Genomic DNA, 14,215 nt, shown 5'->3' on the forward strand with positions numbered 1-14,215 from the left:
AGGGGAAAACGGTAATTTCTTACCTGACCCGCCCTTAGTGGCTAATATATGGTATATGATTTTCAGGGATCCCGGTAGTTCGTAATATTCAGTAATCATTGTTATTTATCTACCAGATAACTGAGTTCGGTTACACCATTTGAAAACTGTCTGGACATCAGTAAATTCAGTTTTATCCTGTCTTTAATATCCTTGAAAAGAGGAATACCTTGTCCAAGAATAATCGGATTCACAAACAACCAGTAGCCATCAATCAGGTTTTCAGCAATGAGAGAATGGGTTGCTGTTGGGCTGCCAAAAAGTAAAATTTCTTTGCCTTCTTGTTGTTTGATCTCGTTGATACGCGTTGCAAGATTGTTGCTAATAATTGTTGTGTCAGATAAATCAGCCTCTTGCAGTGTTTTTGATAGAACCAGTTTATGAATTTTTTTATACCATGCTGAATGTTCAATATCATGTTTGCTGGCATTGGGGCGGTCTGCTGCGGTAGGCCAGTAACCTTCCATCATTTGGTAAGTTGCCCGACCATAAAGGGCCGTATCAGTTCCACTGATCCGTTTGCCTACATGATCAAAAAGTTCTTCATCAACTTTAATCCAGTTCATTTCGCCGTTAACACCTGCGACAAAACCATCAAGGGATATATGCATAAAAGAAATAATTTTTCTCATCCTTGTGCTTGTTATTTTGAGTTCCTTTAAAATATTTAATGCTTATTGAAGGCAAACTTTTTCCTGTTTACTTTATATCAAAAATAATATACTCTTTCCATTAAGATGAGGGTTATTTAAGACAAAATAAGGGACTTATGGCCATTGTATTTTTAGCTTTTTACTGGCTTGGTATTTCGGCAAAGGTGATTCTCTGATTTAGTTTAGGTTTCTGTATTCTATAGGGGTCTTTCCTGTTTTTTGTTTAAAGAGTTTGCTGAAATATTGAGGATATTCAAATCCTAATGAATAAGCAATTTCACTCACAGAATTGTTTGTGTTGAGCAAAATATTCTTAGCTTCTTCTATCAGATGATAATGGATATGGTCTTGTGCGTTCATCCCTGTTTCCTTTTTCAGCAAATCACTCAAATAACCAGACGATAGATGTACGTTGTCTGACAAATATTTTACAGTTGGCAGTCCTTTTTCAGAAAGTTCTGTGTCATTAAAATAATCGGTCAGTAGTTTTTCTATTTGAGTAACAATGGTAGAATTATTGTTTTTTCTAGTAATGAATTGTCTACCGTAGTAGCGTTGACAATAGTTAAGCAATAGCTCGATGTTGGAAACAATTAAAGTTTGACTGTGGTTATCGATATTCTCCTGCAGTTCTGTTTCTATTTTCTGAACGCAATCGTAAAGGATTTCTTTTTCCTTATCAGATAAATGCAACGCCTCCGATGTTTCGTAAGAGAAGAAAGTGTAATCTTTCATTTTCATCCCTAAAGATGTATCGCGTAATAGGTCAGGATGAAAAAATAATCCCCATCCTATCATATCTTCCTTCTTTTCAATTTCAGTATCCATTGTTACCACCTGTTTTGGTGCAATGCAAACCAGACTGCCTTCCTGAAAGTCGTATGATTGCCTACCATAACGCATGTTATTGGTACAATAATTTTTGAACATGATGGAATAAAAGTCGCAACTGATGCGTATTCCTTCTTCCATCATTTCGTCCATCTTACTAAAGTCAATAACAGTAACCAGTGGATGTTTAGTTTTGTGCTGAACAAAATTATTGATGTCCGAAATACTTTGTATGTTGATAATGGGTTTCATCTAATGTTTATCTTTTAATACAATATTTTCTATGAACCTAATACTTTCAAGATAGCGTCATAATATATATCCGCTCTTTCTTGCGAAAAATAATCCACTATTAATCCTGCTAAAGCAAAATACGCCAATCCAATACCTATTCCCATCCAGGTAGGATTTTTTGTTGACCAGAAAATAGCTAACGTAAATAAAAAGAATACCGTAGCTACAACTTTGGATATTTTATATCCATATTGAAAATCATCCACACGTTTTTTTTCAGATTTTGCAAACTCCAATTTATCCTTTTGAAAGCCTTCTGGCAGCTCTACCATCCGTTTGGCATTGGAGTATAACATTGCGCCGCCAATCATCGAATAAATTACACCTGCAAAGAGCAAGGGAATTATTAAGGCTTTAGCATGAGGTGTGGCCCCTATTTTCCAAAATAGGAACGCCGTTAAAATTGTTAGAAATCCGAAAGAAAGAATTAGTTTGGCTTCTAACAATTCTCCTTTAATCCAATTAGTTGTGTAGTCTAATAGGTTCATATTTAATTCTATTGCCTGTACCTGTGAAAAGTTGCGGTTTGTCCCAATAATGAAAATCCTAAATATCCTCGTAAATATAGCTTATCATTTTTAATCCATATTTTACATTTGTAGGTATCTCCGCTCGGTGCATTGTAAATTTTTCCATCTACATATTCTTTGCCCTCCCATTTTAAGCCCGTTAAACTTGTAATTCCTATCAAATTTCTGGAACGAAGTTTCTCATCAGGATTTTTCACATCTTTTTTCGAGGTAACGCCATCACTTTCTACGATTTCCTTTCCCCAAAGATATTTGCCGTAATATTTATCGCCATGTTTGAAGATTTCTATTCTCACATCTTTTTTGTCAGATTCCCAGGCTCCCAAAATGGCACTTTCAGTTTGGGCGTATACATTGCCGAACATTGCCAGCATTAGTAGGATTAAGATTTTTACTGATTTCATTTTCTAATTTTTTAAGTGTTATTTTATTGATTACTTACATTTGGCTCATTACTATTTTGTCGAATAATTTGTCGCCCAGATAAATACGCATCCAAGGCATTAGGACAGAAAATTTACCGACTTTGTATCTTGTTTTTGGATTGTGTGAATTCACGATTTTGACAATAGCATCTGAAATCACACTTGGTTTTGAAGAACCATTTCCTTTAGCGGCATCGGCTGTTCCTTTCGCAATTTTGTCCATCATATTTTTATAGGCACTTTCTTTCGGAATTTTAGAAAAATTATCTAGAAGTACCGCCCCGAATTCAGTAGCAATAAAACCTGGTTCCAGAACGACCACTTTAATGTTAAAAGGCTTTAATTCCAAACGCAAACAGTCGCTCAAGCCTTCAACTGCGTGTTTACTGGCATGATACCAGGCTCCCATAGGAAAATACATTTTTCCGCCCATAGAGGAAGTATTGATGATTGTTCCTGCATTTGCTTTGCGCATATACGGCACTACTTTTTGTGTCATTGCAGCCATGCCAAAAACGTTTACTTCCATCTGTTTTCGGGCCTCGTCCAGGGGAATATCTTCAACAGAACCGTATAAACCGAAACCTGCATTGTTCCACAATACATCTATTTTTCCGTGTTCGGAAATAATGGTGTTGACCACATTATCTATGTCTCTTTCTTTGGTAACGTCCATTTGAATCGGATGGCCACCTAATGTTTTAAGGTCTTGCATCTGCTCAATCCGTCTTGCAACGGTGTAAACAATATGTCCTTGCTGGATAAGTGTTTTTGCGGTCTCCTTTCCCATTCCTGAACTTGCACCTGTTATTAGAATTACTTTTTTCATTTTTTGATAATTGAAATATTACACTGCAAATGTCTGTCTTACAGTAAGGTTGTAGATAATACGAATTCAAGATTCTTGTATACTTTTTGCGGTTTTTTTGGGGAACAAAGCTACCTTCCAATTCGGTAAGGACTCTGAAGTTTGTAGATATGTCTCTCATTCAAAAAATATGCTGTTTCCAAAGCGCAATCTGCTTAGCTTTGTCGTATGAAAATGAAATCAAAGCAACAAAACATACTATTTGGGGTTCTACTGCTGATTTTTTTCCCTCTTTTGGGTAAGGCAAGTGCTTATTGGATGGAAATATCAGGTGGGCATAAAATAGGAGGAAGGGTAACCGTTCAGCTTATCTATGGTAATATTGATGAATTGGGTGTTCGGCACAGGCAAACGGGGAAGGAGCTTTTATTGGCCGCTGAATTCAGTTTCAAACTCATTGATCCTGTGGGAAAAATAACTCTGCTTCATTTCGTTCAAAAATCTGACTGCTGGCAGGCTACATTCAACCCAAAAAATAAAGGTGTTTACCGTATCCTGGGAATTAATAAAACCCATCCGGTGATTGACCGCTCTGCAACTGGCGGTGAAAATGTACTTCCCATCGACTATCTCTGCGGCCAATATTGGGTTGGTCTTCCAAAAGGTAAGCTGGAGCCTGCGCAATTTTTAGATCTGTTCTCCAAAACAGAAGGTAATGTGGTAAAGATTTTCGCGTTTAAAGATAATTTGCCTGCAAAGGCAAAAACCAAACTCAGGGTGTTTAACCCTGAAAACTGGGAAAGAGAATTGGTACTGGATGATAAGGGGGAAGCTTTTTTCTTGCCAACGATGAAAGGAATGTACGTCATCCGGTTAGACTGGGTAGATCCAAAAGAGGGAACCTATAAGGGAACAGCTTACACCAGTATCCGCCACAGGTGCAATTATTGCCTGTTTGTGGAATAAAGCAATTGCTTTTTATTATGATGTTTTTATTTAGACTGATTTTAGATAATGTTTTTATCTTTGCCGGATATTTAGTCATCCTTACTATATCATTTGATGAAATCATTATACTTATTGGCCTGCTTTTTACTTGCAGGCAACATTGTTTTTGCCCAAACCCCGGGAAAAATATCTGGTAAAGTTCTTTTAGTCGATGGACTGCCTTATGCATCAGCCTCTGTTACTGTTTTGGAAATCCGAAAAACCACGCTGACCGATGAGCAGGGGAGCTACAGTTTTTCCGGCATCGAACCTGGAAATTATACGGTGAGGATTCAGCTACTGGGATTTCCACAAAAAGATTTAAAAGTAACTGTTGCTAACGGCGAGAACGCCAGGGCAGACTATAGGCTCGAAAAGGAGAATGTACAGGCCCTTCAGGAGGTTACCGTTGCCGGTGCGACCAATAAATTCACGCAGAAGGAAAGCATGTATATTGCAAGGCTGCCACTTAAAAACCTGGAGAATCCTCAGGTATATAATTCTGTCCCAAAGGCTTTGTTTCAGGAGCAAATGGCATTGGATTTAGGAAGTATTGCCAAGAACGTACCGGGTGCAGGTATCCCGATGATTGCCAATCAGGGACGCGTGACGTTCCGTTCACGTGGTTTCGATACGGAGCCCAATGCACGTAACGGGGTAGCCGGTGCAGCTTTTTCTTTCATTGATCCGGCGAATTTAGAACGTATTGAAGCCATTAAAGGGCCGTCTGCTACACTTTTCGGTAACAGCATTGCCAGTAGTTATGGTGGTTTATATAACCGTGTAACCAAAAAGCCTTACAACGGTTTTGGCGGTGAAGTAGGTTATACTACCGGGAGCTGGAACCTAAACAGGCTTACCGTTGACGTGAATACGCCAATCAATGCCGATAGGACTGCTTTGTTCCGATTGAACGGTGCAACTACCTGGGAGCATAGTTTTCAGGATCTTGGCTATACCAACAGCATGAGCATTGCCCCAAGCTTCTCTTATCAGATTACTGACCGTTTATCGCTGCTGCTGGATGTAGAATTTGGACAGGCCAAGGGAACTTCAGTTGTACGTTTAAATCCCTATGTGGCCGTTCCTGCAGGTACCGCCGAGATTACAAGATCAATTGCCGATATCGGTTTCCCATACAACAAAACTTTCCTGAGCAATGATCTGACCTATAAAACCCAGATGATGAACATCTTTGGCCAGATTAATTATAAAATATCTGAAGAATGGACATCTCAGACCATTCTTTCAAGGGCTCGTTCTTCGATCAGCGGAGATATTACCGCGCTTAACGGAAGAAGTGAGACCACCATCCGCCCCAATGTAATTGTAGGTTACACCCAGTTTATAGCTACAGATTTTCAACAGAATTTTATTGGCGATTTCAAGGTCGCCGGACACCGTAACCGCCTGGTGGTTGGATTGGATTATTATAATAACTATAACGATTTCGACCGTGTTACAGTCAATCTTCCTGACGTAGACTTCATCAATACCCCTGCCAGTTACCGTGTGAGTCAGTTCAAGGTAGATTCTTTGACTTCAAGGGGTGTATTGCGAAAGGAAACCGGTAAGGACAATACCTACGCTGTTTATGCTTCGGATGTATTCAGCATTACAGAACGTTTGCATGCAATGATGAGCTTAAGGGTAAACCGCTACCAGTATAAAGGCGTTTATAATATTTCTACCGGCCAAACCTCAGGTGGTTTAGGCGTAGGTGGGGTACAGAACGGGCCATTTAACCAAACCAGCTTATCTCCTAAATTTGGACTGGTATACGAGGTATACAAAGATCATGTTTCGCTTTTTGGGAATTACATGAACGGTTTTTTCAATAAAAGCGGTGTAGCAAGGGATGGAAGTGCATTTAAGGCCGAATATGCCGACCAACTTGAATTTGGCGTTAAAGCCGATATTTTCGACCACAAATTGGTCGGTACGGTGAGTTATTATGATATTAAGGTCAAAAATATGCTGCGACCTGATCCGGTTGATCCCAATAATTACAGTGTTCAGGATGGTTCACAGTTGAGCAGGGGACTGGAAATCGATTTAACGGCAAATCCAATTGCGGGATTAAACATTGTTGCAGGCTATGCCTATAACGACAGCAGGCTTACTGCCGCAGCTGATCCACGCAATAATGGTTTGCGCCCAGGGCAGTCTGGTCCGCCAAACACCTACAATTTTTGGGTCAGTTACCGCATACCTACGGGCAAATTCAGTGGTCTTGGTGCGGGTGTAGGAGGCAATATCGGTGATATGTCTTATCATACGAATACTTATCCTACGCTTACGAGCGGTTTATCCAGGTTTATTATTCCATCGTATAAGATATTCGATGCAAGTGTTTTTTACGATCATACAAAATTCCGTATCGGTTTAAAAGTGGATAATTTAACGAGTGAAAAGGCCTGGTCTGTACGCCTTACCCCACAAGCACCGGCAAGGTTCACAGGGAACTTCATCCTGAAGTTTTAGCTTAACCCAAAAAGAAAAAGGTCTGTGGAGCATATCCAGAGACCTTTTTTATTTAGCTGTTATTTAATTAAGCTGTAGCTGCTTTTTTCTTCTTCTTTATATTTTTTTATTAAACTTCTCTGTTTTTTAAAATATTGGCAGTGGATTTATGCATTGGTTCCAAATTTATTAGGCTATAGGTCAAAAACTTTAACCATTGAGTGAAATTTTTCGACGGTACAATACCTCTGAGAATAAATGTTGGTTAACAGGCTGATTGTTATTGTTTTAAAAATGTTCTGTTGATCCATCATAAATAGAAGCATTTTTTCAGCGTGCTTACTTTCCTTTGTCGATACCGACTTCAGTTTGGAACTGAATATCTCTCTAAAGATCGTGATGATTTTCAAAGTAAGGAATATTGCACACCTATGGATTTTGTAATTGATTTTAAAATGACTAAATTAACGATCTAGATCAAAAACTATGGCAACATCGCTCTCGCCATCGCTAAATGACGGCTTTGATAAAGCAAAGAGAAAGGTACGTGCACTTTATCAGAACTTTGATAATAAGATATCTGGTAATCTTTTGCTAAACTACAATGAAAAGGATATCGAATATGATATCAGAAGACTGTTGACTGAATTTCCCACCGATTCTAGCCAACAATTTGAACTTTTAGAACAGAATATAACCGAACTTATGGGGGTATTCTTGCTTACCCGTCTTTATGAAGGTCAAAACAGGCTCTCAAACCTCGAGCTGCAGAATTTGTTTGGCGATATTCTCCGTAAATTGTGGAAAGATATTACCGATTTTTAATATTTGCTTTTTGAGTATATGGCCAATAACAATATTAGCAACAATAAAGCTTTAAAGGGATATAAACGATTCAGCGAGTTCAGTAAACTGATGATAGCCGGTTTTTCGGCAATCCTTTTTTTTAGCTACGATAAAATTGAATGTGACTCCCTCAAAATAACGGAAGGGGGCCTGACGGCTTTGGGGATAATTTTATCCGGTGCCATGTATATGGCTTATAGCAAGGCCGCAGACCATATAGAACTAGAGATGGACAGTAAAAGCGATGCGCCAATGTTATTGGCGGCCTACAAAAATGCCTATGCTCGTATTAACAAATTGGACAGGATATTGTACCAGACTGCAATAGTTTTATTGATAGTTTCCTCTGGATTGTTTATAGCTAGCCCATTGATCTGTGGGAAGCAGAATAAAACCGAAAAGAGCAAAAATGTAATCAATACCTATCAACATTTTTATCGAGAGGATTCTGCTGCTGTCTCAAAAAAGATTGTAATGGTATAGTGCCAGTAATAGTATAGGTGAGAACGGAAAAGTTCGAAATCTCTCTCATCCGCTAAGGCTGCTCTAATTGTCTTCACCTTTGCATTAAATGATTGTACACAAGTATCAGTAAATCGATAGTTAAAGAAATGATGTATATGTTTTGATTATGGCAACATACCTCTTCTTTTCTAAGCACACCCAGCATACAAATCTTTAAGCAGCTATAAATTTCAGTATTAATGCTTTTTCTGGCAGATAAACGCACTTTTTAGGGCGTTTAAACAAACTGGGCATAAATTTAAACAATCGTGCTATCATTAAAATTATAGTTGCCTTAGCTTCGAATAACTAAAAACAACTAACACCATTACCTTTTTTCCTGACCTTAAGTTAAAGTAAGTGATGTTTACACTTACCTTAACAAAGCCGGCACCATTGTCACACCAGGTATGGCTATGCGCCGGGCGGATACCAAATGTAGGGAGCTAAAGAAGATGTTCTTAGTTGCAATAGAGCTAACCAAATGTGAACCAAATTGAACCAACGCTGATGAAAGCACCCTAGTTGCCGTGAATTTATCTAAATGCCTGTGCAGATTGAAATTGTTCAACTGGCACCGGAACTAATCTTAACCAAAAATAAACCGAATCTTATGACGAAAAATTACTACCACTTTGAAGAGGGGTTAACCTGCTCTTTATTAACTAAAACAACAGAAAAATTTGTTTTTAACAATCCTGCCTAATCAGGACGGTATAATTATCCAATTCTATTTCTCTTAAATGATTTTAAATAATGGAAAAAATAACCAAGATGGGTAATGTTGCGCGCTCCGGAATTTGGGGCATCAGGCAGGCATTACTCGTGATGTATTTAACACTGATTGTTTCCGTTCTGCTGATTGATACAGCTGCGGCACAACAGCGGCGAAAGATAACCGGGACAGTATTAGATGAACAAAAACAGATCATAGTAGGCGCTACTATTCTTGTAAAAGGTACCAGTGTTAAAGCACAAAGTGGTACAAATGGCGAATTTGCTATAGAGGTACCTGCTGATCACCAGACCCTTGTTGTAGCCTATGTAGGCATGAAATCGCAAGAGGTGAATGTTGCCGGAAAAACTAACGTAAACGTAACATTGAAATCCAGTACCGACCAGTTAACCGATGTAGTGATTGTAGGGTATGGCGTGCAAAAGAAACAAAGTGTTGTTGGAGCCATTACCCAAACGACCAGCGAGGTGTTGGAAAGAACAGGCGGTGTGTCCAGTTTAGGCGCAGCATTAACCGGAAATTTACCGGGTGTAATCACTACTGCAAGTACCGGAATGCCGGGCGATGAAGATCCGCAGATCCTGATCCGCGGGCGTAGTACCTGGAACAATGCCAGTCCGCTTATTTTGGTAGATGGTGTTGAACGGTCTATCAATAACATTGATATCAGCTCTGTCGCTTCAGTTTCGGTACTTAAGGATGCTTCAGCTACCGCAGTATTTGGGGTAAAAGGGGCAAACGGTGTAATTTTGGTGACCACCAAAAGAGGGCGTGAAGGGAAGGCTGAAATCAGGGCTGCTGCAAATGCCGTAGTTAAATCTGCCTCTAAATTGCCGGGCAAGCTCGACTCTTACGATATGTTCCAGGTGCGTAACCGTACCATAGAATATGAATTGCCACTCGCTCCGGGCGCCTGGAGTTCATACCTGCCAGAAGCGGTGATGCAGAAATACCGTTCGCCCGCCAATCTCGAAGAAGCAGAGCGCTATCCCAATGTAGATTGGGTTAACACCTTATTCAGGGATAACGCCATGTCGTATAATGCTAATCTTAATATCAGCGGCGGTACATCATTTGTGAAATATTTTGCTGCTGTCGATTACCTGGATGAAGGAGACTTGTTCAGGAGGTTTGGCAACAACCGCGGGTATGAAGGTGGCTACAGTTTCAGAAGGCTTAACGTAAGGAGCAACCTTGATTTTCAATTAACACCGTCAACAGTTTTCAGGACCAATATTTATGGTTCAAGAGGTACATCAGAGCGGCCATGGATTGATGTTAACCCTTATAACACCTGGACTGCGGCTTATTCTGCTGCCCCGAATCTTTACCTGCCAGTTTATTCTGATGGCACATGGGGATACTATAAGCCCAATGAACAACAAAGCTTAAACTCTGTCCGGATCCTGTCGACAAGTGGTCTTCAAACAACCACAACATCTCGTATTACCACCGATTTTACATTAGATCAAAGTTTAAACGCTCTCGTTAAAGGACTGAGCTTAAAAGGAACACTATCTATCGACAATACCTTTATCGAAGCTGGCCGGGGTATTGATGACCGGAACAATGGGACTTTGAGTAAATACATCGACCCTGAAACCGGGGTGGTAAGTTATTCGCAGACCAAGGATGCAGCAACAGAACTGGAATGGAGAGAAAGTGTAAGGTGGGCAAGCCGGGCTGGTGATGTTAACGACGGTGCAACTTACCGCAGAATGTTTTCGCAAGTACAGCTCAATTACGCCAGAACCATTGCCCAAAAGCATAATTTAACCGCCATGGGGCTTTGGAGCAGAGATAATACGGCTACCGGAAGTATTATTCCCTCTTATCGCGAAGACTGGGTGTTCCGTACTACCTATAATTATGCCGGGAAGTACAGCCTTGAATATAACGGAGCATATAATGGTTCGGAAAAATTCGGGCCTGCTTACCGTTTTGATTTCTTTTCGTCGGGTGGACTTGGGTGGATGATTTCTGAAGAGAAGTTTATGAAACCGATCAAATTCATTAATACGCTAAAATTACGTGGATCTTATGGAGAAATTGGTGATGATGGTGGCTCCCCGAGGTTTGCATTTTTAACCAACTGGGCCTTTGGCGGAACAACGCCTATGGGCATTACCGGAGAAACTGCAGAAAATAGTCCCTATAACTGGTACAGGGAAACTGGTGTGGGTAACCCAAATGTTCGCTGGGAAAAAGTGGTGAAGAAAAATATTGCGCTTGATTTTGGTATCCTGGGGAATATGATTACCGGAAGTGTAGATTTCTTTCAGGATAACCGAAGCGACATTCTGACTGGTACAGCCCGTGCTGTTCCAAGTTATTATGGTGCTCAGCCTCCAACTTTCAATGTGGGTAAAGTACGGTCGAGAGGTTATGAAATCGACATCCGTTTTAATAAAAAACTTACCAATAATTTTACCGTATGGGGCAATGTTAATTATACCCATACCAGAAACAAGGTAATTGAGGCCGATGTAGCCGAATTATTGCCAGAATATGCAAAACCGATCAACAAACAGATTGGACAAGCTTATAGTTATGTAAGCCAGGGCTACTATAACACATGGGATCAGCTTTACGGAAGTACCATGCATAATGCCAACGACCAGCAAAAACTCCCTGGCAATTTCCACATTGTTGATTACAATGGCGACGGCATCATCGATGCAAATGATAATATTCCTTACGCTTACTCAGGTTCTCCAGAAAATACCTATAACGCAACAATAGGTTTTGAGTGGAAAGGTTTCAGTGCCTTTGCCCAGTTTTACGGCGTAAATAACGTTACCCGCCAGGTGGTATTGGGAACATTTTCCGGAAAAAACACAGTGGCTTATGATGAGGGAAGTTACTGGTCTAAATATAATACCAGTCCGGATGGACCTATGCCGCGCTGGGAGACAACTCCTGCCTCGTATTATGCCGCAGACCGGTACTTTTATGACGGCTCTTACCTGCGGTTAAAAAATGCGGAGATTGCTTACACCTTTAGGCAAGACTGGGTTAAAAGGGCAGGTATATCGAGCATTCGTTTATTCCTGAACGGAAACAATTTACATGTGTGGACCAAAATGCCCGATGACCGTGAAGCAAACTATCAAAGTGCCGGCGGGCAAGCATGGGCCTCACAGGGTGCTTACCCTACCGTGAAGCGATATAACCTGGGTGCAAATTTCACTTTCTAAACATGATCATGATGAAAAAATATATTAAATCTTTATTGTTAATAGGAATGATTTGGGTGGGAACCGGGATGGTGTCTTGCAAAAAATATTTAGACAGGGATCCGGAAGCAACTGTTTCTGCCGAGTCTGCCTTCAAAGACTTTCGTAGTTTTCAGGGCTTTACCGAAGAGTTGTACAACTGTATTCCGGATTTTACCAACCGGTATTGGACCAACAGTTTTAACTGGGGCGAGGATGAAATCCAGTCTACAGTTCAAAATTTCCACTTTGTAAATAAAGTTGATAACGGCGATTTTTGGGGCTGGCAAAGAGAATTTGATGGCTGGGGTGCGGGATTTTTAGATAATGCCAATGCCAATACCAATAACGACCGTTTTTCAAAAGGGCTGTATCCCTTAGCCTGGTACGGCATTCGTAAAGTTAACTTAGGGCTTGAAAACCTAAACCTGATGGTAAATGCAACTGATGAAGAACGTAATTTGATTAAAGGTCAGTTGTTGTTTTTCAGGGGCTGGTTTCATTTTCAGCTCATTCAATATTTCGGGGGGCTGCCATACATCGATAAGGTTTTGCCAGCCGATGAAGCCTTGAGGTTACCCCGCTTAAAATACCAGGAGTGTGCAGCAAAGGTAGCCTTAGATTTAAGGGCAGCTGCAGATCTTTTACCTATCAACTGGGATAATACAACAGCCGGGATCCAAACCCTGGGTAAAAACCAATTGCGTATCAATAAAATCATGGCATTGGGTTATTTAGGCAAAAACTATCTGTGGGCTGCCAGTCCGTTAATGAACTTAGAATCTACAGGAAGTAAAACCTATAATGTAGAACTGTGCAAAAAAGCAGCTGCGGCATTTGCCGAATTACTGAAACTAACAGAAAGTGGTGCTGCTCCTCATAAATTACTGCCTTTTTCGCAATACAGTACTAATTTTTATACTACCGGTCAAAATTTCCTGATCCCAGGAGGAACCGAAGTGATATTTACAGGGCCATATTGGGGGGCTCATGGTTCAACCTATGGTACTGCTAAGCAGTACACCCCGGCAATTGTAGGTGCTGATGCACTGGTATTCGCGCCGACTGCAAATTATGTGAATTATTATGGGATGAAAAACGGGTTGCCAATTTCTAATTCTTCGCAGGCTGATCCCACAGGGTCAGGATATGATCCGCAATTTCCATGGCGTGATCGCGATCCCCGGTTCTATAACGATATTATATACGATGGAGTTAAAGTGGTACAGGGAACACTGGCCGCAAATATGGAACCACACCGTTATGCAAATTTATACACAAATGGAAGTTACAGGGATGAACGCTCTGGCAGCCGTACAGGCTATATGATGTTCAAATTTGTGCCAAGAACCGCAAATAACTTTGATCAGGGATGGAATTATGGCCAAAACCTGAACATCAAGGTTTCATATATGCGCTTGGCTGATATTTACCTGATGTACGCCGAATCGGTTGCTGCAGGCTACGACTCGCCGACTGCGTCAGCCGAAGGATTTGGCAAAAGCGCTGTGGATGCGATTAATGTAATCAGAGATAGGGCAGGTGTTGGACACGTTGCCACACAATTCCTGGCTAATACCACAGAATTTATGAAAGAAGTAAGACGCGAACGTGCTGTTGAACTTGCCTTTGAAGGGCACCGGTTTAATGATCTTCGCCGTTGGCATTTGTTGGCCGAGCTTCCTTATACCTTAAAAACAGCTGCAGAATTTGATCGCGCTGCGCCATTAAATTCTGCAATCGACACCAAATTAAATAAGGTTGTAAATTATCGTGAGCGGTTAATATTACAACGTCCGTTTAGCGAAAAACATTATTGGTTGCCGCTAAAACGTGCAGATGTAAATATGTATAAAGAGTTCGCACAGAACCCTGGATGGTAAG

General features: G+C 40.5%; 11 protein-coding genes. 6 read left to right on the forward strand and 5 right to left on the reverse strand.

All coding sequences use genetic code 11. The features are described 5' to 3' along the window. Positions 1-101: 101 nt before the first annotated feature. The 5 genes from ACFSR6_RS01605 to ACFSR6_RS01625 all read right to left on the reverse strand — a co-directional run bounded on the left by ACFSR6_RS01605 (position 102) and on the right by ACFSR6_RS01625 (position 3,601). The gene (locus tag ACFSR6_RS01605) at positions 102-671 is read right to left on the reverse strand and encodes a dihydrofolate reductase family protein (RefSeq protein WP_379074051.1); all 570 of its coding nucleotides are present in this window, start codon (positions 669-671) and stop codon (positions 102-104) included. 198 nt (positions 672-869) lie between these two features. Continuing rightward, positions 870-1,775, reverse strand: a complete 906-nt coding sequence (locus ACFSR6_RS01610; RefSeq protein WP_379074053.1) for a helix-turn-helix domain-containing protein — start codon at positions 1,773-1,775, stop codon at positions 870-872. 29 nt (positions 1,776-1,804) lie between these two features. Continuing rightward, positions 1,805-2,305: a hypothetical protein gene (locus ACFSR6_RS01615; RefSeq protein WP_379074055.1), complete on the reverse strand. Its 501-nt coding sequence runs from the start codon at positions 2,303-2,305 to the stop codon at positions 1,805-1,807. A gap of 8 nt (positions 2,306-2,313) precedes the next feature. After that, the gene (locus tag ACFSR6_RS01620; RefSeq protein WP_379074057.1) at positions 2,314-2,751 is read right to left on the reverse strand and encodes a DUF2147 domain-containing protein; all 438 of its coding nucleotides are present in this window, start codon (positions 2,749-2,751) and stop codon (positions 2,314-2,316) included. Positions 2,752-2,785: 34 nt separating this feature from the next. Next, the gene (locus ACFSR6_RS01625; protein WP_379074059.1) at positions 2,786-3,601 is read right to left on the reverse strand and encodes an oxidoreductase; all 816 of its coding nucleotides are present in this window, start codon (positions 3,599-3,601) and stop codon (positions 2,786-2,788) included. Positions 3,602-3,808: 207 nt separating this feature from the next. Between ACFSR6_RS01625 and ACFSR6_RS01630 the strand changes: the two genes are divergently transcribed. The 6 genes from ACFSR6_RS01630 (at position 3,809) to ACFSR6_RS01655 (ending at position 14,214) form a co-directional block, all read left to right on the forward strand. Continuing rightward, positions 3,809-4,546: a hypothetical protein gene (locus ACFSR6_RS01630; protein ID WP_379074061.1), complete on the forward strand. Its 738-nt coding sequence runs from the start codon at positions 3,809-3,811 to the stop codon at positions 4,544-4,546. A 96-nt stretch (positions 4,547-4,642) separates the two neighbouring features. Next, entirely contained in the window at positions 4,643-7,051 is a 2,409-nt protein-coding gene (locus ACFSR6_RS01635; protein ID WP_379074063.1) for a TonB-dependent receptor domain-containing protein, read from the forward strand. A 465-nt stretch (positions 7,052-7,516) separates the two neighbouring features. After that, a complete protein-coding gene (locus ACFSR6_RS01640) occupies positions 7,517-7,855 on the forward strand; it encodes a hypothetical protein (protein WP_379074065.1) in 339 nt (112 codons plus the stop codon). 18 nt (positions 7,856-7,873) lie between these two features. Beyond that, the gene (locus tag ACFSR6_RS01645) at positions 7,874-8,359 is read left to right on the forward strand and encodes a hypothetical protein (RefSeq protein ID WP_379074067.1); all 486 of its coding nucleotides are present in this window, start codon (positions 7,874-7,876) and stop codon (positions 8,357-8,359) included. A gap of 777 nt (positions 8,360-9,136) precedes the next feature. Then, complete coding sequence (locus tag ACFSR6_RS01650; RefSeq protein WP_379074069.1) at positions 9,137-12,313, forward strand: SusC/RagA family TonB-linked outer membrane protein; 3,177 nt, start codon at positions 9,137-9,139, stop codon at positions 12,311-12,313. Between the two features lie 8 nt (positions 12,314-12,321). Continuing rightward, on the forward strand, positions 12,322-14,214 hold the full coding sequence (locus ACFSR6_RS01655) for a RagB/SusD family nutrient uptake outer membrane protein (protein ID WP_379074070.1): 1,893 nt from the start codon (positions 12,322-12,324) through the stop codon (positions 14,212-14,214). Position 14,215: the final 1 nt, after the last annotated feature.

The sequence above is a fragment of the Pedobacter vanadiisoli genome (assembly GCF_042684385.1).
In the GTDB taxonomy this organism is placed as follows: domain Bacteria; phylum Bacteroidota; class Bacteroidia; order Sphingobacteriales; family Sphingobacteriaceae; genus Pedobacter; species Pedobacter vanadiisoli.